The sequence below is a fragment of the Stenotrophomonas oahuensis genome, from assembly GCF_031834595.1.
In the GTDB taxonomy this organism is placed as follows: domain Bacteria; phylum Pseudomonadota; class Gammaproteobacteria; order Xanthomonadales; family Xanthomonadaceae; genus Stenotrophomonas; species Stenotrophomonas oahuensis.
The window spans coordinates 2,503,946-2,521,794 of record NZ_CP115541.1; the positions used below are offsets into that span (position 1 = coordinate 2,503,946).

The window sequence follows — 17,849 nt, forward strand, 5'->3', positions numbered from 1 at the left end:
CGCCGTTTTTCAGTTGGTCTCAACCACCTTCCGGTAGGTCTCGACCGTTGGTCGAGACGCTCTTAGACGTCCGCCGGGGTGAAGTGCGGCATGGCCACAGCCGCGCCTTCCTTCTCGGTCGAACGGCCGGCGAACTGATTGGCGAAACGCACATGGCGGGCGAACGCGGCACCGGGGTCCTGGGCCATAGAGGCCACCAGGGCACCGTTGAAGGCGTCGCCGGCACCGGTGGTGTCGGCCACCTGCACCTGTTCGGCACCCACGCGGTAGTACGGCTGGGTGTCGCCGCGCAGGGTGTCTTCGTCGTGCGAGACGAACACGCCCACCGCGCCCAGGGTGACCACCACGGTGCCGTTGCCGACCAGCTTGCGGCACAGCGCGTGCAGGCTGGCACCGTCGAGCGCGGCCACGTTGTCGGCGTCGATGCGCTCGCCCACGTGGCGGCCGAGCAGGGCGGCGAACTCGGTTTCGTTGGGGGTGAGCACGTCGGCCAGCTTGAGCAGGCCGATGCTGGACGGAGCGTCGGCCGGGGCCGCATTGAGCACGGTGGTGGCACCGCCTTCACGGGCGATGGCCAGGGCCGCTTCAATGGTTTCCACCGGTGATTCCAGCTGCGCCAGGACAACCTTGGCACCGGCCAGCAGCGGGCGCTGCTGTTCGATGAAGGCGGTGCTGAGGGCGGCGTTGGCACCGGGGCCGATCACGATGGTGTTGCGGCCACGGGCGTCCACATAGATGCCGCCGGTACCGGTGGGCTCGGCGCTGGCTTCAGCGGTCAGCTCGAAGCCGTCCTGGGCAGCCAGGCCACGCGCCATGGCACCGCCGGCGTCGTCGCCGAGGGCGCACAGGAAGGTGGTGGCGGCACCGGCGCGGCGGGCCGCGACGGCCTGGTTGAAGCCCTTGCCGCCGGGGCCGGTGCTGTAGCGGCCGGCAATGGTCGCACCCGGGGCGGGAAGCGACTCGCAACGCCAGACATGATCCACGTTGAAGGAACCGACTACGACGACACTGCTACTCATAAAGATTGTTTCTCTAAAACGGATATCAGCTGAAATGCGTCAGCACGCCGGCAATGGTCGCCGTCATGAAGGTGGCGATGGTGCCGCCCAGCACCGCCCGCAGACCGAACTTGGCCAGGTCATGGCGGCGCTCCGGGGCCAGACCACCAATACCACCAATCTGGATCGCAATGGAGCTGAAATTCGCGAAACCGCACAGGGCGTACGTTGCGATCAGCCGGCCTTCATCCGAAAGGGTCATTCCCGGCACCTGGCCGTTGACGATTTTGGACAGTTCCGAGTACGCGACGAACTCGTTCAGCACCACTTTCTGGCCGATCAGCGAGCCCACGGTGGTGGCATCGGCCCACGGCGTACCGATCACCCAGGCAATCGGGGCCAGCAGGTAGCCGAACAGGGTGGCCAGGTCGGTCGGGCGGCCGAGCAGGTCCTGCAGGCCGGTCACCTGGCCGAACCAGGTCAGCGGGGCGTTGAGCAGGGCGATCAGGGCGATGAAGGCCAGCAGCATGGCACCGATGTTCAGCGCCAGCTTCAGGCCATCGCCGGCACCGGCCGCGGCGGCGTCGATGATGTTGCTGGAGGTCTTCTCCACTTCCATCTTGACCGTGCCGCGGGTCAGCGGGGTGCCGGTTTCCGGCACCAGCAGCTTGGCCACGACCAGGGGGGCCGGGGCGGCCATGATGCTGGCGGCCAGCAGGTGCTTGGCGTAGAACGCCTGCTGCACCGGGTCGCTGCCGCCCAGCATGCCCACGTACGCGGCCAGCACGCCGCCGGCGATGTGGGCCATGCCGCCGATCATCATGGTGATCAGCTCGGACTGGGTCATCTTGGCGATGTACGGGCGCACCGTCAGCGGCGCTTCGGTCTGGCCGATGAACACACTGGCGCAGACGCTGGTGGTTTCCGCACCGGACACGCGCATGATCTTGGTGATCGCCCAGGCCATGGCGCGCACGATCGCCTGCATGACGTTGAGGTGGTACATCACCCCCATCAGTGCAGAGAAGAAGATGATGGTGGGCAGCACCTGGAAGGCGAAGATGAAACCGTACTGTTCGGTGTTCATCAGGCTGCCGAAGATGAAGCTGGAGCCTTCATTGACGAAGCTCAGCACCTTCACGAAGCCCTTGCCCAGCCAATCGAACACGTCACGGCCACCCGGGATCAGCAGCACCACGGCGGCGAAGGCGATCTGCAGGCCGATGCCGGTGGCGACCAGCCGCCAGTCGACCGCACGCTTGTTGTTGGAGAACAACCAGGCGATACCGATCAGCACCACCAGACCAAACAGGCCGAAGCCGATCCTGCCCAAACCTTCGACCATGAGAAGCCCCCCTGGGGCACCGCGAAAAACGGGAAGCCTATAGTGGTGGCCGGGGCGGGGCAAGAAAAAGCGCCGGGCCAAGGGCGAACGGCCGCGATCGGGCAAGCATCCGCAAGGGTTTGCGCCCGTTTGGAGGCTAAACTGGTTCACATCGTTCAGGTTCGCCGCGCGGCCTGGCTTCCCGTTTTCCGCAGGAGACACACATGCATTACCGCCGCCTGGGCTCGACCGGCCTGAAGCTTTCCGCCCTGTCCTTCGGGGCCTGGGTGACCTTTGGCGACCAGATCGGCCGCGACGAGGCACGCAACCTGATCGCCACCGCCTGGGACAACGGCATCAACTTCTTCGACAACGCCGAGGGCTATGCGCGCGGCCGCGCCGAACAGGTGATGGGTGACGTGATTGCCGACCTACGCCTGCCGCGCGATGGTTACTGCGTGTCCAGCAAGGTGTTCTTCGGCTCCGTGGACGACCCGCGCCCGACCCAGCACGGGTTGTCGCGCAAGCACGTCACCGACGCCTGCCACGCCGCGCTCAAGCGCCTGCGGGTGGACTACCTGGACCTTTATTACTGCCACCGCCCGGACGCGGACACCCCGATTGCCGAGACCGTGCTGGCGATGGACACCCTGATCCGCCAGGGCAAGGTGCTGTACTGGGGCACCTCGGAGTGGTCGGCCGCGCAGATCCAGGAGGCGGTGGACTTTGCCCGTTCCCAGCACCTGCACCTGCCGTCGATGGAGCAGCCGCAGTACAACCTGCTGCACCGCCAGCGGGTAGAAGAGGAATATGCCCCGCTGTACGCCGACCCAGGCATCGGCACCACCATCTTCTCGCCGCTGGCCTCGGGCCTGCTGACCGGCAAGCACAACGCCGGCATGGAACCAGGCTCGCGCCTGGGCCAGCAGGACATGGGCTGGCTGCGCGACCTGGTGCTGGGCGATGCGGCCGAGCAACGCCTGCAGCAGGTGCGCCGCTACACCGAGCTGGCCGCCGAGCTGGGCTATTCCCCGGCCGAGCTGGCCATTGCCTGGTGCCTGCGCAACCCGAACGTGTCCAGCGTGATCCTCGGGGCCAGCCGGGTGGGGCAGCTGGAGCAGAACCTGCGCGCGCTGGAGGTGCAGCTGGATGAGGCCGCGTGGAAGCAGGTGGAGGCAGTGTTTACCTGAGGCGGATGTAGGGTTCGATTCGCTGAGAAACGCGGGTGTGGGATTCGTAGAGCCGGGCTTGCCCGGCTGCTTTTTGCGCGGACCTTCAGCCGGGCAAGCCCGGCTCTACAACGGCGTGCCCCCAGACATCTCGTCGATAGCCCCCATTCACCCATTCCAATAGGCTCCATCTATCGAAATCCTCGAACTCGATAGGCAAAATCTTCAACGAAGTTGAGAATGGGTGTTGATTGTCAACTGAGAATCATTATCATTTAACTCGTCCCACGCACGAGTCCAGACTAATGACCACTCAAGCCGCTGTACTGCTGCGCCCCGAAACCCTGACCCTGCGCGACCGTCCGGTCCGTGCGGTCCCGGCCGAAGATGTGATCGACAGCGAAGCCCTGCTCAAGGGCCGCCGCGAAATCCTGATCCAGCATGGCGATCGCTTCTATCGCCTGCGTCATACCAGCAACGACAAGCTGATCCTGACCAAATGACGTCGGCGGCGGGGCCGGCATCCCTCCCACCGGTCCCGCGCGCCGCGCACGGCTCTCTCCCCCTCGACGCTTCGCCTGCGCGCCGCGATGTGCGGTCGTGGGTGTCGGTCGAGGGCCCTCCTTCTGTGTCCAGCTGAATTCTGCCAACCATGACCCGTTCCGATCTGCCGGCCTGCGGCCGCGGTATCCGTTTGCCGGCAAGCGGCCGGCACTACCTGGCTGCGGCTGTTGCCGTGGCACTGTTGCCGTTGACCGCCCATGCCGCGCCTGACGGTGCCGCCGATGCGCGCGAATTCGACCGCGTGCAGGTCACCGCCACGCGCACCGAGCGCGCGCTGAGCGACGTGGCCGCCACGGTTGATGTGATCGACCGCGAGCAGCTGGACAATCATCTGGTCAACAACATCAAGGACCTGGTGCGCTACGAACCCGGCGTGTCGGTCACCGGCAGTCCGGCGCGCTTCGGCCTGGGTGGCTTCCGCATCCGCGGGCTGGACGGCAACCGCGTGCTGATCCAGACCGACGGCATCGCCATGCCCAAGGCATTCAGCATCGGCAGCTTCTCCGACGCCAACCGCAACTTCACCGACCTGGAAACGCTCAAGCGCGTGGAAATCGTGCGCGGCCCGGCCAGCGCGCTGTACGGCTCGGATGCCCTTGGCGGCGTGGTGGCCTTCGTCACCAAGGACCCGAACGATTACCTGACGGACGACAAGAACAGCTACGTCGGCCTGAAGTTCGGCTACGACGGCGAATGGAAGGGCCTGCTCGGCAGCGTCACCACCGCGTTCGGCGGCGACCATTGGAGCGGCATGGTGAACTTCAATCACCGCCAGGGTCAGGAAACCGAAAGCATGGGCGAGGTGCGCAGCAATGACCGCACGCGCACGGCGGCGAACCCGCAGGACCGCGACGGCCGCAGCGTGCTCAGCAAGCTGGTTTACGCGCCCAACGAGGACCAGCGCTTCAAGCTGACCGTGGAAGGCAACGAAGACAGCGTCGACACCGACGTGCTGTCGTCGGTTGACCGCACCACCACCACCGGCATGCAGGCGCGCGACCACCAGACCCGCGCGCGGGTGTCGTTCGCGCATGAGATGGACAATGTGGGTGCAGGCTTTGCCGACAGCCTTTCCTGGCAGCTGTACCGCCAGGACAGCGAGACCACCCAGCGCACCGACGAAACCCGTTCCAACCGCACCTCGCGCCACCGCGAATTCAACTTCGACCAGCGCGTGTACGGCCTGCAGGCGGTGTTCCACAAGGGCCTGGAAACCGGCAGCGTCAGCCATGAACTGACGTACGGCCTGGAAGGCACCTGGACCGAAACGCGGCAGAAGCGCGACGGCTACCAGGTGCTGGCCAACGGCCAGATCAGCACCACCATCCTGCCGGATGCGTTCCCGGTGCGCGACTTCCCGATCAGCAAGACCACCGAGCTGGGCCTGTACGTGCAGGACGAAATGCGCTTCGCCGACGGCCGTCTGTCGCTGGTGCCGGGCGTGCGCGTGGATCACTACGAACTGCGCCCGGACGTGGATGCGATCTTTGCCGCGGACAACCCGGGCATGGCGGTGTCCGACCTGACCAAGACCAGCGTGTCGCCGAAGCTGGGCATGGTGTGGCGCTTCGCTACTGACTGGTCGCTGTTCGCCGGCTACTCGCACGGCTTCCGCTCGCCGCCGTACAACGACGTCAACCTGGGCTTCACCAACGTGATGTTCGGGTACACCGCCATCCCGAACCCGGATCTGAAGCCGGAAACCAGTGACGGTTTCGAGCTGGGTGTGCGCTATCTGACGCCGGCTGCCTATGTCAGCGTCAGCGGCTACTACAACGACTACAAGGACTTCATCGAGTCGCAGCGCCAGGTCGGCATCAACGACCAGGGCCTGATCGTGTTCCAGTCGCAGAATGTGGCCGATGCGGAGATCTACGGTGCTGAGGTGAAAGCTGGCGTGGATTTCGGCGAGCTGAGCGCTGCCCTGGCAGGCTGGTCGTTGAACGGTGCGGTGGCCTGGTCGCGTGGCCAGAACAAGACCGAAGACGTACCGCTGGCCTCGATTGATCCGCTGCGCGGCACCCTGGGCCTGGCCTACGACCGCGACAGCTGGGGCGTGGAGCTGGCCGGCACCTTTGCCCGCCGCAAGGACCGCCTGCCCAGCGCCACCACCTTTGCCCCGGCCGGTTACGGCGTGCTGGATCTGATGGCGCACTGGGAGTTCGCGCCCGGCGCGAAGTTCAACGTCGGGGTGTTCAACCTGGGCGACCGCACGTACATCGATTACTCGGCGATCACCACCGCGCTGGCGACCAACAGCACGGTGATCGACCGCTACACCAATCCCGGCCGGAATGTTTCGGCCAGTCTCTCCGTCAGCTGGTAGCCGCCATGAGCCGAGCCCTGTCCGCCCTGCGTTCTTCCGATCGGTACCTGCGCCCCGCCCAGCTGCCTTCTCCGGCGCAGCTGGCGGCCTTGGGCACCGTCCTTTGCCTGTATCGCCCCGAAAGCAGCGAGCTGGGCGGTTGGCAGCATGCGGTTTCTGCCCACGCCTGCCAGGGCGTGGACAGCGAGGGCATCCGCGAAAGCCTGTGCTTCGCCGATGCGCGCGGCCGCTGCTGCTGGCGGCTGTACCTGCTGCCCGACAGTGACTTCCTGGCCTGGGACCGACTGGTGTCGGCCTACCCGGCGCGCCCGGAACAGGCGTTTGAGGGCGGCGTAGCCGAGCGCCTGTGGCGGCGGCTGGCGACCAAGCTCGGCAACGAGACGTGGCGGATGTGTGCGCTGCGGTTGCAGGTGGGCGAGGGCAATCGTCTGGCGGCCAGCCTGGCGTCGTTGTCGTCGCTGGGTGCGGCGACCGCGCGCCGTATTGCCGATGTGGAAGGAGCCGAAGGCGAGCTATGGACGGACACGGCCGGTTTTTCCGCAGCGGCCACACCGCTGCTACACCTTTCGTCACTCCGCCCTTCCTGAGACATATCCATGAACTTCAAGATGCCGGCACACGACCAACGGTCGTGCGCTACCGTAAAGGCACATCCGGCGACCACAGGTAGGTCCCGACCGTTGGTCGGGACGGCGCTGGCGCTGCTTGCCGCCAGCGGCATGGCCCACGCCCAGCCCTCCGACATCAAGCGCGACCACGACAGCATCCTGGCGATGCAGGGCGAGTACATCGTGGACTTCGCCTTCGATGAGACCGTGCTGCTGAAGCCGGGCTACGAGCGCGCACCGGCGGTGCGCAGCGGTGGCAATGAAGTGGTGATCGTGGTGGAAGACACGCCGCAGCGGATCGTGCTGCAGCACATTCTGGTGGACGGCAAGAGCGGCCACGTGACCAAGCACTGGCGTCAGGACTGGGTGTATGAAGCGCCGAACCGTTTCGAGTTCAGCGCCGACCAGACCTGGCAGGTGCGGACGATTCCGGCAGCGGTGAATGCGGGCGCGTGGACGCAGTGCGTGTACGAAGTGAGCGATGCCCCGCGCTATTGCGGTACGGGCAAGTGGGACTACAGCAACGGTGTGGCGACCTGGACCAGCGACCTGAGCTGGCGTCCGCTGCCGCGCCGCGAGTACACGCGCCGCAGTGACTACAACGCACTGGCGGTGATCAACCGGCACACGCTGACGCCGAATGGCTGGACCCACGAGCAGTTCAACACGAAGATCCTGCGCGGCGCGGATGGCAGCCAGCAGGAGATCGCGCGCGAGTTCGGCTTCAACGATTACAACAAGACCACGGACGTGGACTTCAAGCCGGCCTACGATTACTGGAAGGCGACGGCCGATTACTGGGGCAAGGTGCGCCAGCGCTGGGACGGTTTCCTCGGCCAAGCCCCGGGCGTGCATCTGAAGACCAAGCTGGACGGCATGGCAATGATCATCCCGCTGTTCACCCAGGCCCAGGAGCTGCAGGACGGCAAGAAAGTCAAGGACGCGCAGATCGACGCCGTGTTCAAGCAGTGGGTAGAAAAAGCCCCGGCCGACTCCGCGCGCTGACTCGCCCCGGGCTGGGACACCGGGGCTTGGGGGACTGCGGTGTGGGACTGGCTGTGTGGGATGGGGTGTGGGATCGGGGGCGTTGGACTGCGGGGAAAGCGGGGCGGTCTGCTTCTTGCTTTGGTGGGATCGGTCGAAAGACCATCGCACGGACTCTCTCCACGACCGGTAACGACATGAAATCACCGACACCGAAGGCACCGGGCATAGCCCGGTGCCTTCATGCATTTGAGCGAACAGCCCTCAGTTCACTGATCCCCTGGCTGGGCGGGTCAAGGCGGGCGTTCCGGGGGACGGCGTGAATCCGTCCATGGAGCCTCGATCGCCGCATCCATGCGGCTCACGCCCCCTCCAGCCCACCCCGACCCACCTTCGACATGGATCGGTGGCCGCAGGAAATCAAACGCAAACGCACTCGCGGTCCAATTACGACGCACACTCCATCGCGCTACCTCCCGAAAAACCAAACCCACATCACAAATCCGCGCATCCATCCCACGCTGCCGATCACCCAAATCCGTGCCAACCCCGTCATGTCCCCGGTGTCATGCGCCGAACGCGACACGCAAATTGCATCGGCATATCGAAAACGCAAAAATCGATAGACAACATCAATCGTTGATCGATGTTCGTTTGCTGCAGGCTTGTCCTCAAGGAGCGTAGTAACTCCGAATCAAACGATCGTTGTCCTGCGTTGGATCAATCGTCCCGCGTCGTGAGGATGGCTAATACAACACCCCCATTGGGGAAATACGCCTTGCCGTTTCGTTTGGTTCACGGTTACTAACCTCCCGACCTCCTCGCCACCCCGGCGAGGAGGCACATCGAAGAGGATATTGTCGTGATCGAAGATCCAGTCTGGGTGCGTGCGAAGACGAGCGCTGAGTTGCGCAGTAGTTTCAAACAGGTGCTGAAGCACACGAAGTACAGCCCGTCAGAGGCGATTCGTCTGTTCATGAGGAAGACGATTGAGCTGGGCCCGAAGGACGTCCGTAAGGCCTGTGTGGATGTCGCCAGAAATCTCGGCAAACCGGGGAGTTCAGGCATTCCTGACAAATCTGGTCATCCGGACAATTCGATCAATTCCGGCACTTTGGGCAGTTCGGGCAACTCGGACAACCCGGGCAACTCGCGCGATCCTGACGCACGGTAGGGTCGCACGACAGTCGACCGCCGATAACGTCCATCGCTGCTGTAGGGCATGACCTGCGAACGGAGAAGCGCGCCTCCGTACAAGGTCACTCGTTACCGTGCGGATCACCGATATCGGCCGTCGTCTATCGACCGACGCTACCAAAGCGAGCATTCCCCCGAATCCCGCGATCCAGCCGATCCAGCCGAACGCGTCGCGCGTGAGCGGCATGTCAGACATGGCGCACACATCCCGCAGCGGAAGCGAATGATCGATTCTCGGTAGCGCGCGGTGTGGTCGTGTCCGCTACTGCGTCTTTCCCAGCATGGAGTAGTTCTGCATGAAGATCTCCGGCATGTTCACCACGTTCGTTGGGGTCATCGCTGCGTTTCAAGGTGCAAGAGGGGCACCCACTCCAACACCAGACCGCAGCACCAGCACCGATATCACTCTCACCGGCATATCGAACGGCCCCATCCCGCCCGATATACAAGCCGCCGTGCAGCGCAACTACGGTGCCTGCCAACAGCGGCTGGACCAGAATCCGCGCATCACCGGTGCCATGACCGAGACAGCAAGGCGTGCGGTATGCGTGGCAGAGGCGGGGGTTGGTACTGCCTTCGAGGAATCGCTGAAGAGCAGAATGCCGGGCAATACGCCTGAAATCCGCACCATGCTGCATCGTCAGCTGGAAGCGCGGTCCGAAAACCCGTTCGGGGATATCGAATCTGCTGGGTACGCCCCGGAGAAGTTGCTGGGGCTCAATTTCAATGATTACAAGGAAAGCCAGACGTCGTACTACGCCAACAATCTGGCCGAGCAGGTTGAGTTCCTCGCCCGCTACATCCCTGAGCAGGAACGCAGCTCATTGGTCGATGCACGGCGGGCATTCCATCAGCCCGCATGCCGGAAGGCCTGGGCGGCGACGAGCGGCAAGTGGGTCCGCGCGGAAATCAGCAAGCGCCTGGTGTTTGCCGACATGCGAGGCGTGCTCAAGCCCGAATCGATGGACCGCATACAGATCCAGGATTTGAAGGGTGACCTGGAAGACATGCAGTTCGGCAACTCCGCGCTGAAACGGCGCATGCTCAATGATGCGTTGACCGAGCTGGTGCGGCAGCATCAGGCGGCGGTTGTTCCAGCTTAGCGCCGGGCTTCGCCCGGCCACCCGACCAACGGTCGGGTGCTACCGGATGGGCCGTCGCCCGTGAGGTGCCCCGATCAGGTCTGGCCGGCCGTTATTCCTTGAACATCAAAAACGCCGCAATCACGATCAGCCCGAACGCGGCGTAATGGTTCCACTTCAACGGCTGGTCCAGGTAGAACGCGCTGAACACCGCGAACACCACCAGGGTGATCACCTCCTGCATGCCCTTCAGCTGCGGCGCGGAATACACCGCGCTGCCGAGCCGGTTGCCGGGCACCTGCAGGCAGTACTCGAAGAAGGCGATGCCCCAGCTGACCAGAATCACCGTCATCAACGGCGCGCTCTTGTACTTCAGGTGCCCGTACCAGGCGAAGGTCATGAAGATGTTGCTGCCAACCAGCAGCAGCACCGGGTAGAGGTAGGAGGCGAAAGAGGTGCCGGGCATTGCGGGAACTCGGTGTGCGAAGGCGCAGAGCATAGCAACGCCGATGCGTCGCTTTTGTAGTGCCGGGCTCCGCCCGGTCACCCGACCAACGGTCGGGTGCTACCAATGCCCGATGAGCCCGCGGACCCGGTAGCACCCGACCGTTGGTCGGGTGGCCGATCAACCTTACGCCTCGCGCAACGCCAGCGCGGGCGGTGTGCGCAGAATGCGCCGGGTACCCCACCAGCCGGCCAGCATGCTCAAACCCATGCCCAGCGCACCACCCAGCAACAAGGGGCCCCAGGGCGGAGTCAGCTGCAGCTCGAACACCTGCTGGGCGACCACGGTGCCCAGCAGGGCCGCCGCCCCGACCGCCAGCCCGGAGGCCAACAGTCCCAGCGCGCCGAACTCCACCAGCACCGCGCCACGCAGCTGGCTGCGGGTGGCCCCCAGCGTGCGCAGCACGGCGCTGTCGTAGCGGCGCTCGCCTGCGGTGGCCTGCAGCGCAGCCAGCAGCACCAGCACGCCGGCCAGCAGGCTGAAGCCCATCACCAGCTGCACCGCCTGGGTCACCCGATCCACCACCTCGCGCACCCGCTGCAGAATGCCGTCGATGTCCAGCAGCGAGATGTTCGGGTACTCGCGGGTCAGCCCGGCCAGCGCCGGGGCCTGCGCACGCGGCAGATGGAAGGCGGTGATCAGGTTGTACGGCGCATCGCCGACCGCGCCTTCGTTGAGCAGCAGGAAGAAGTTGACCCGGAACGAATCCCAGTCGGCCTTGCGGATGCTGGTGATGGTGAAGGTGCGCTGCTGCTCGCCCATCTGCAGGGTGACGGTGTCACCCAGCTTCATGCCGTAGCGTTCGGCCCAGCCTTCCTCGATCGAGGCTTCCGGTTCGGTGCTGCCGGTTTCCCAGAATTTCCCGCTGACCAGCGTATTGGCAGCGGGGAAGTCACGCCGCCAGCTGAAGTTGACCGGGCGGTTGGCGTCGTCGTCCTCGTTGCTGTTGTCCTCACGCTCGGCCCGCTGCGGCGGGCGGTTGTTCAAGGCCAGCAGCCGGCCGGTGCTGAACGGCTCGACGCTGGCATCGCCCACGCCCAGCCCCTTCAAGGTATCCAGCACCGCCTGGCGCTGTTCCGGCTGGATGTTCATCAGGAAATAGTTCGGCGTATCCGCCGGCAGACGATCACGCCACTGCGCCAGCAGGCCCGGGCCGATCACCGACAACAGCAGCAGCGCACACAGCGACAGCGACAGGCCTACCAGCTGCATCACCGCCAGCCCGCGCCGACGCGTCAGCGCGGCCAGGCCCAGCTTCCAGCGCCCACGCAGGCGCGCCTGCACGCCGCGCACCGCCCACAGCAGCAATGCGCCAATGCCGGCCGCCAGCAGCGCCAGCGCGGCCAGTCCGCCCAGCACCCAGGCGGCCAGCTTCACATCGCCGGTGGCCTGCACGGTCAGTGCCACGGTGGCCAGCAGGGCAGCGGCATACACCAGCAGCGAACTCGGCGGCAGGGTGGCGAAGCTGCGGTTGAGCACGCGCATCGGCGGCACCCGGCGCAGGCGCAGCAGCGGCGGCAGGCCGAAGCCGAGCAGCAGCACCAGGCAGATGCCGGCCCCGGTCAGCGCCGGGGTGGCCTGCGGTAGCGGCAGGCGGTTCGGAATCAGCCCGCCCAGCGCCTGCACCAGCCCGGCCTGCGCGGCCATGCCCAGGCCGATCCCGACCAGACAGGCCGGCACCGCCAGCAGCACCAGCTGCAGCGCCATCGCGGTGAGGATGTCGCGCTGGCGGGCACCCAGGCAGCGCAGCACAGCCACCTGGTCGATGCGGCGCAGGGCGAAGCGGTTGGCTGCCAGCGCGGTCGCCACACCGGCCAGCAGCACCGCCAGCAGCGCGGCCAGCGACAGGAAGCGCCCGGCCAGATCGAACGCGCCACGCACGCCGCGCTGCGCGTCCTCAATGCCAACCACGCGGAAGCCCTTGGCCTGCGGCTTCAGCCATTCGCGGAAATCGGCAATCGCGCCGGTATCGCCGGCGAACATCATCCGATACGAGGCACGGCTGCCCGGGCCGAGCAGGCCGGCACTGTCCACGTCGGCCCGGTTCACCAGCAGGGGCGGGGAGAGCTGCATCAGCTCACCGGAAGTGTCCGGCTCGGCCTGCAGCACGCGGCTGATGGTCAGGTTGCCCGCGCCGAACTCCAGCGCGTCGCCGACCTTCAGCCCCAGCGCCTGCATCAGCCGTGGGTCGGCATAGGCCTCGCCAAGTGGCGGAGTACCCGCGCTTTCCACTGGCCCACCGGCGCTGCGGCTGACCTGCAGCTGCCCGCGCAGGGGATAACCCGCGCTGACCGCTTTGATGTTGGCCATCTGGCTGGCGTCGCCGTTGAACAGCACGCTCGGGAAGCTGACCATCCGCGTGGTCTTCAGCCCGCGCTGCCGTGCTTCCTCGGCGAAGGTCTCCGGCGCGTCCTGGCGCGCGCCCAGGCCGAGGTCGCCGCCGAGCATCTCCGCCGCGCTGCTGGTCAGCGCCAGGGTCACCCGGTTGACCAGGGTGCCCACCGCGGTCATCACCGCCACGCCCAGCACCAGCGCGGCGAATACGGTCAGCAGGTCACCGGCGAGGAACTCGCGACGCAGGGCGCGCCCGGCATGTCGCAGTACGTTCATGCGTGCAGTCCGTCGGCGTCGACCAGACGCCCCTGGTCCAGCCGGAAGATGTGTTCGCAGCGCTGTGCCAGGCGCAGGTCGTGGGTGACCAGCACCAGGGTGGTGTCGCTGGTGGCATTGAGCGCGAACAGCAGGTCGCTGATCTGCTGGCCGGTGCTCTGGTCCAGGCTGCCGGTGGGTTCATCGGCGAACAGAATGCGCGGTCGCGCCACAAAGGCACGCGCCAGCGCCACGCGCTGCTGCTCGCCGCCGGACAGCTGGCGCGGGTAATGGCGGGCACGGTGGCTCAGGCCAACCTGCTCCAGCACCTCGCGCACCCGCGCCGGGTCTTCGCGGCCGGCCAGTTCCAGCGGCAGGGCGATGTTCTCTTCGGCGGTGAGCGCCGGCAGCAGGTGGAAGCTCTGGAACACAAAGCCCACCTCGCGCGCGCGCAACTGCGCCCGGGCTTCCTCATCGAGTTCACTCAGGCTGGCACCGGCCAGGGTGATCTCGCCCCGGCTGGGCAGGTCCAGCCCGGCCAGCAGGCCGAGCAGGGTGGTCTTGCCTGAACCAGACGCACCGACAATGGCCACGCTCTGGCCTTCATGCACGGTCATGTCTATGTTGTCCAGGATGTGGACTTCACCTTCTGGGCCACGGGCGGACTTGCCGACGTTGTGGGCGGTAATGGCAACCGGCGCGCTGCGGGGGGACAGGCTGTCGATGAGGATTCTCCGATGTACGAAGCAATGAACAAGGGCCGGACGGCCGCGATGATGTGGCTGCTGGCATGGTTGCTGTTGCTGCCGGCGCTGGCCTGTGCCAAAGGTCCGGCACCGGCCAATGTGGTGCTGGTGGTCGGCGACAGCCTCAGTGCTGCCCACAATATCCCGGCCGCGTCGGGCTGGGTGAACCTGCTTCAGCAGCGGGTCAACCAGCAGATCAAACCGCCGCCGACCATCGTCAACGCCAGCATCAGCGGCGAAACCACCGCCGGGGCGCTGACCCGCCTGCCGGGGCTGTTGAGCAAGCACCGCCCCAGGGTGGTGGTGATCGAACTGGGCGGCAATGACGCCCTGCGCGGGCTGACCCCGGCGCAGCTGCGCGGCAACCTGGAGAAGATGATCACCGCCAGCCAGGCGGCCGGGGCCAAGGTGGTGCTGCTGGGTATCGACGTGCCGCCCAACTACGGCCCGGCCTACCGCGACCGCCTGCGCAAGACCTATGCGGACCTCGCCAGCCAGTACAAAGTGCCGCTGCTGCCGTTCCTGCTGGAGGGCGTGGCCCTGCAGCCGAGCCTGATGCAGTCCGACGGACTGCACCCCACCGCCGCCGCCCAGCTCAAGGTGCTGGACAACGTCTGGCCCGTGCTCAAGCCCCTGCTGTAGCCCCTGTCATCCCCCTTGCCGAAAAACTTCACACCGCGTCTACTGGCGATGCGGCATGTTTCACAAAGCTGAAGAAAGAGGGAAGCCCATGCGTCAGACAAAGGAAACCTCCGGCCTGGTGCTGGTGGTCGAAGACAACCGCAATATCTCCGAGATGATCGGGGAGTACCTGGAAGGCCGTGGGTTCGAGGTCGACTATGCCCAAGACGGGCTGGACGGCTACCGGCTTGCGGCAGAAAACAGTTATGACGTGGTGGTGCTGGACTTGATGCTGCCGCGACTGGACGGCATTGAAGTCTGCCGCCGGCTGCGCAACGACGCCCGCAAGTCGACCCCGGTGCTGATGCTGACCGCGCGCGACACGCTGGACGACAAGCTCACCGGCCTGGGTTTCGGGGCCGATGACTACCTCACCAAGCCGTTCGCCATCCAGGAACTGGAAGCACGCCTGCGTGCCCTGATCCGCCGCGAACGTCGCCAGGTGGGTTCGGAAGTGCTCAAGGTCGCCGATCTTGTGCTCGACCCGGTCAGCATGCGTGCCACCCGTGCCGGTACCGAGCTGCAGCTTTCGCCGATCGGTCTGCGTCTGCTGACCATCCTGATGCGCGAATCGCCCCGCGTGGTGACCCGCCAGGAAATCGAGCGCGAGATCTGGGGCAACGGCCTGCCGGACTCGGACACGCTGCGCAGCCATCTGTACAACCTGCGCAAGATCATCGACAAGCCGTTTGACCGTCCGCTGCTGCACACCGTGCAGAGTGCCGGTTATCGCATTGCCGATATCCAGCAGCCGATGAGCTGAGCTGCGCATCAACGCAGTGCAGTGGATGAAGGTACGGGCCCGGCAGGGCCCGCAGCACGCCCAGGGCCCGGCCAACGCCGGGCCTTGTGTGCTGCCTGCACGACCGAATCACGACCGGCTTTCCTATAATCGCGGTGAGCCGCCCTGGACCCTGTAATGCCGCACGGCCTGCCGCGCAAGATCCGTATCGCTTTCATCCTGCAGGCAGTGCTGGCCAGCCTGGGCATTCTGCTGGGCGCGTGGCTGGTGTCACTGGTGATCAAGCACAGCCTGGTCAGCGGCGCGCTGCAGGAAGAAGCTACCTATTTCTGGGACCTGCACGCCGCCTCGGCGGCGCAGCCGCCACCCAACACCCGCAATATCCGCGGCTATCTGCTGGAAACCGGGCGATCGCCGCTGACCCTGCCGGCCAACCTGCGCGCGCTGGCACCCGGCTTCCACGAACTGAAGGCCGATGACCAGCTGGTGTGGGTGGATGCGCGCCCGGAAGGTCGTCTTTATCTGGTGTTCCTGCGCTCGCGCGCGGAAATGCTGGCGTTCTGGTTCGGCATCGTGCCGGTGCTGCTCACGCTGCTGGCGGTGTATGGGGCGAGCTGGGTGACCTACCGTGCCAGCAGCCGGCTGGTATCGCCGGTGAACTGGCTGGCCCGGCGCGTCTCGCGCTGGGACCCGGGTCATCCGGATGCCACCGATCTCGACCCGGACAAGCTGCCGGCCGACATGCAGGGCGAAACCCGCCAGTTGGCGGCGGCGCTGCATTCGCTAGCGACCAAGGTCACCGCGCACGTGGCGCGCGAGCGCAACTTCACCCGCGATGCCAGCCACGAGCTGCGCACGCCGCTGACGGTGATCCGCGTGGCCAGCGACATGGCCCTGGGTGACCAGGAGATCAATCCGCGCCTGAAGCGCAGCCTGCACCGTATCCAGCGCGCCGGCCGTGACATGGAAGCGGTGATCGACGCCTTCCTGATTCTGGCCCGCGAAGCAGACGTGGAGCCGCAGGTCGAGCTGTTCGATGTCAACGAGATCGTGCGCTACGAAGTGGAAAACGCGCGCGAGCTGATTGCCGGCCGGCCGGTGCATATCCACCTGCACAGCGACGGCCCGGTGGAACTGCACGCGCCGCCGCGCGTGCTGCAGGTGGTGGTGAGCAACCTGCTGCGCAATGCCTGCAATTACACCGACGAAGGCCGCATCGACGTGGACGTGCACCCGGACCGGGTGGTGGTACGCGATACCGGCATCGGCATGTCGCCGGAGGCGCTGTCACGCGCGTTCGAGCCGTTCTACCGCGCTGAACCCAGCCGGCCACAGGGGACCGGGCTGGGGTTGTCGATCGTGCGCCGGCTGTGCGACCGGTTTGGCTGGAAGGTCAGTCTGACCAGTGAGCCTGGGGTGGGGACGCAGGCGACGATTGGTTATCGGTGAGACCGATCAGTCGATAGCGACCAGGTAGATGACCTGGTATCGCTGTCGCTGCTGTCACTGGAAAACTGCTCCAGAAGCTCTGGGCGATAGTGCTTGACCAATTGTGTCGTGGTGGACGTGCTGCCCAATATGCGCGTGCCCAATAGAGCCACCTCATGGGGTTGAGCGCCAGCATACGCAGCATGCGTCATGCCCCTCCAATGCTTCGCATCGTCTTCGATCTCAGATTTGATTTCGTCCAGAACGAGCTTCAGAGGCCAGTAGGCCTGCTTGGTAGATACTTCGTCCAGCTCGCCCATCGCCTGACCCAACTCGCGTTCCGCCACATCGAGGCCCGGACAGTCGTTCTGTTCGCGATACTTGACGTCGGCCCGTGCCGCGGCCGTGTTGGCAGGTCGATCGAACATGAGGTAGCGCATCCGCGCGAAGTTGACGATGCCATCGCCGATCTCGCGGGTAATCTCGGCATCATGGTACTGGCGAATGGCATCAGCCAGCGTGCCTTGGTGCGGTGCCAGTGCGATGATCTGCTTGTTCAACGCATCCTGTGCCGTGGTGGTGCGTTCGGCCATTACTTTGGCAATGGCGAAGAGAGAATGCTTGGCCTTTGACGCATCCATTTCATTCACGGATTTCATCGCGCTATCAAGCTGCTTTCGAGTCGTGTCTATGCGAGCCTGGGTGGTCCTGCACTGCGATGTCTCAAACAGCGTGGCATTGAATACGCTGAGCAGCTTCGATTCTGTTCGAGGTGAGATCCTGTCGTGGTGCAGCTTCGTTGCGAACGCCTGGGATAGCGTCATCTTTCCCGGACGGTCATCAATGCGCTGGAAGCACTGGTTGTACAGCTTGGTAGCGGCGCTGAGCAAGTTCATCGGGACACTA

Annotated in this window: 16 protein-coding genes; 10 read left to right on the forward strand and 6 right to left on the reverse strand. The window is 65.5% G+C overall.

Going from position 1 to position 17,849, the window contains the following annotated elements; all coding sequences use genetic code 11:
• Window positions 1–62: 62 nt before the first annotated feature.
• Window positions 63–1,019 carry a ribokinase gene (locus PDM29_RS10930; RefSeq protein ID WP_311190200.1) on the reverse strand — a complete coding sequence of 319 codons (957 nt, stop codon included), beginning with the start codon at window positions 1,017–1,019 and terminating at the stop codon, window positions 63–65.
• A 25-nt stretch (window positions 1,020–1,044) separates the two neighbouring features.
• A complete protein-coding gene (locus PDM29_RS10935) occupies window positions 1,045–2,343 on the reverse strand; it encodes a NupC/NupG family nucleoside CNT transporter (RefSeq protein ID WP_311190201.1) in 1,299 nt (432 codons plus the stop codon).
• 203 nt (window positions 2,344–2,546) lie between these two features.
• Here PDM29_RS10935 and PDM29_RS10940 point away from each other — a divergent pair, with 203 nt between their 5' ends.
• The 7 genes from PDM29_RS10940 to PDM29_RS10970 all read left to right on the forward strand — a co-directional run bounded on the left by PDM29_RS10940 (window position 2,547) and on the right by PDM29_RS10970 (window position 10,273).
• Window positions 2,547–3,512: an aldo/keto reductase gene (locus PDM29_RS10940; RefSeq protein WP_311190202.1), complete on the forward strand. Its 966-nt coding sequence runs from the start codon at window positions 2,547–2,549 to the stop codon at window positions 3,510–3,512.
• 284 nt (window positions 3,513–3,796) lie between these two features.
• Window positions 3,797–3,994, forward strand: a complete 198-nt coding sequence (gene hemP, locus PDM29_RS10945; RefSeq protein WP_311190203.1) for a hemin uptake protein HemP — start codon at window positions 3,797–3,799, stop codon at window positions 3,992–3,994.
• Between the two features lie 149 nt (window positions 3,995–4,143).
• Complete coding sequence (locus tag PDM29_RS10950) at window positions 4,144–6,381, forward strand: TonB-dependent hemoglobin/transferrin/lactoferrin family receptor (protein WP_311190204.1); 2,238 nt, start codon at window positions 4,144–4,146, stop codon at window positions 6,379–6,381.
• Between the two features lie 5 nt (window positions 6,382–6,386).
• Window positions 6,387–6,968: a Hemin transport protein gene (locus PDM29_RS10955; RefSeq protein ID WP_311190205.1), complete on the forward strand. Its 582-nt coding sequence runs from the start codon at window positions 6,387–6,389 to the stop codon at window positions 6,966–6,968.
• Window positions 6,969–7,100: 132 nt separating this feature from the next.
• Window positions 7,101–7,994, forward strand: a complete 894-nt coding sequence (locus tag PDM29_RS10960; protein WP_311193766.1) for a DUF6607 family protein — start codon at window positions 7,101–7,103, stop codon at window positions 7,992–7,994.
• Between the two features lie 841 nt (window positions 7,995–8,835).
• Window positions 8,836–9,147 carry a hypothetical protein gene (locus PDM29_RS10965; RefSeq protein WP_311190206.1) on the forward strand — a complete coding sequence of 104 codons (312 nt, stop codon included), beginning with the start codon at window positions 8,836–8,838 and terminating at the stop codon, window positions 9,145–9,147.
• Window positions 9,148–9,466: 319 nt separating this feature from the next.
• A complete protein-coding gene (locus PDM29_RS10970) occupies window positions 9,467–10,273 on the forward strand; it encodes a hypothetical protein (RefSeq protein ID WP_311190207.1) in 807 nt (268 codons plus the stop codon).
• A 91-nt stretch (window positions 10,274–10,364) separates the two neighbouring features.
• Here the strand turns inward: PDM29_RS10970 and PDM29_RS10975 are convergent, their stop codons facing one another.
• From PDM29_RS10975 to PDM29_RS10985, 3 genes are all read right to left on the reverse strand, one after another.
• Window positions 10,365–10,718, reverse strand: a complete 354-nt coding sequence (locus PDM29_RS10975; protein ID WP_125361891.1) for a DMT family protein — start codon at window positions 10,716–10,718, stop codon at window positions 10,365–10,367.
• A gap of 165 nt (window positions 10,719–10,883) precedes the next feature.
• Window positions 10,884–13,367 (reverse strand): ABC transporter permease, encoded by a 2,484-nt coding sequence (locus tag PDM29_RS10980; protein ID WP_311190208.1) that lies wholly within the window; start codon window positions 13,365–13,367, stop codon window positions 10,884–10,886.
• The gene (locus PDM29_RS10985; protein WP_311190209.1) at window positions 13,364–13,963 is read right to left on the reverse strand and encodes an ABC transporter ATP-binding protein; all 600 of its coding nucleotides are present in this window, start codon (window positions 13,961–13,963) and stop codon (window positions 13,364–13,366) included. Before PDM29_RS10985 ends, PDM29_RS10980 begins: the two co-directional genes overlap by 4 nt.
• Before the next feature lie 120 nt (window positions 13,964–14,083).
• Between PDM29_RS10985 and PDM29_RS10990 the strand changes: the two genes are divergently transcribed.
• The 3 genes from PDM29_RS10990 to PDM29_RS11000 all read left to right on the forward strand — a co-directional run bounded on the left by PDM29_RS10990 (window position 14,084) and on the right by PDM29_RS11000 (window position 16,964).
• Window positions 14,084–14,734: an arylesterase gene (locus tag PDM29_RS10990; protein ID WP_311190210.1), complete on the forward strand. Its 651-nt coding sequence runs from the start codon at window positions 14,084–14,086 to the stop codon at window positions 14,732–14,734.
• 88 nt (window positions 14,735–14,822) lie between these two features.
• Window positions 14,823–15,536 (forward strand): response regulator transcription factor, encoded by a 714-nt coding sequence (locus PDM29_RS10995; RefSeq protein ID WP_311190211.1) that lies wholly within the window; start codon window positions 14,823–14,825, stop codon window positions 15,534–15,536.
• Window positions 15,537–15,692: 156 nt separating this feature from the next.
• A complete protein-coding gene (locus tag PDM29_RS11000) occupies window positions 15,693–16,964 on the forward strand; it encodes a sensor histidine kinase (protein ID WP_311190212.1) in 1,272 nt (423 codons plus the stop codon).
• On the opposite strand, the gene PDM29_RS11005 is transcribed toward PDM29_RS11000, so the two are convergent.
• Window positions 16,955–17,839, reverse strand: coding sequence for a hypothetical protein (locus tag PDM29_RS11005; RefSeq protein ID WP_311190213.1), 885 nt, complete (start codon window positions 17,837–17,839; stop codon window positions 16,955–16,957). The genes PDM29_RS11000 and PDM29_RS11005 overlap by 10 nt on opposite strands.
• Window positions 17,840–17,849 lie beyond the last annotated feature (10 nt).

Bases quoted from the DNA above. Each gene is read 5' to 3' on its own strand.
- PDM29_RS10970 (WP_311190207.1), top strand. From the start codon at position 9,467: ATGAAGATCTCCGGCATGTTCACCACGTTCGTTGGGGTCATCGCTGCG.
- PDM29_RS10955 (WP_311190205.1), top strand. From the start codon at position 6,387: ATGAGCCGAGCCCTGTCCGCCCTGCGTTCTTCCGATCGGTACCTGCGC.
- PDM29_RS10995 (WP_311190211.1), top strand. From the start codon at position 14,823: ATGCGTCAGACAAAGGAAACCTCCGGCCTGGTGCTGGTGGTCGAAGAC.
- PDM29_RS10980 (WP_311190208.1), bottom strand. From the start codon at position 13,367: ATGAACGTACTGCGACATGCCGGGCGCGCCCTGCGTCGCGAGTTCCTC.
- PDM29_RS10960 (WP_311193766.1), top strand. From the start codon at position 7,101: ATGGCCCACGCCCAGCCCTCCGACATCAAGCGCGACCACGACAGCATC.
- PDM29_RS11005 (WP_311190213.1), bottom strand. From the start codon at position 17,839: ATGAACTTGCTCAGCGCCGCTACCAAGCTGTACAACCAGTGCTTCCAG.
- PDM29_RS10940 (WP_311190202.1), top strand. From the start codon at position 2,547: ATGCATTACCGCCGCCTGGGCTCGACCGGCCTGAAGCTTTCCGCCCTG.
- PDM29_RS10950 (WP_311190204.1), top strand. From the start codon at position 4,144: ATGACCCGTTCCGATCTGCCGGCCTGCGGCCGCGGTATCCGTTTGCCG.
- PDM29_RS10935 (WP_311190201.1), bottom strand. From the start codon at position 2,343: ATGGTCGAAGGTTTGGGCAGGATCGGCTTCGGCCTGTTTGGTCTGGTG.
- PDM29_RS10975 (WP_125361891.1), bottom strand. From the start codon at position 10,718: ATGCCCGGCACCTCTTTCGCCTCCTACCTCTACCCGGTGCTGCTGCTG.
- hemP (WP_311190203.1), top strand. From the start codon at position 3,797: ATGACCACTCAAGCCGCTGTACTGCTGCGCCCCGAAACCCTGACCCTG.
- PDM29_RS10990 (WP_311190210.1), top strand. From the start codon at position 14,084: ATGTACGAAGCAATGAACAAGGGCCGGACGGCCGCGATGATGTGGCTG.
- PDM29_RS10930 (WP_311190200.1), bottom strand. From the start codon at position 1,019: ATGAGTAGCAGTGTCGTCGTAGTCGGTTCCTTCAACGTGGATCATGTC.
- PDM29_RS11000 (WP_311190212.1), top strand. From the start codon at position 15,693: ATGCCGCACGGCCTGCCGCGCAAGATCCGTATCGCTTTCATCCTGCAG.
- PDM29_RS10985 (WP_311190209.1), bottom strand. From the start codon at position 13,963: ATGACCGTGCATGAAGGCCAGAGCGTGGCCATTGTCGGTGCGTCTGGT.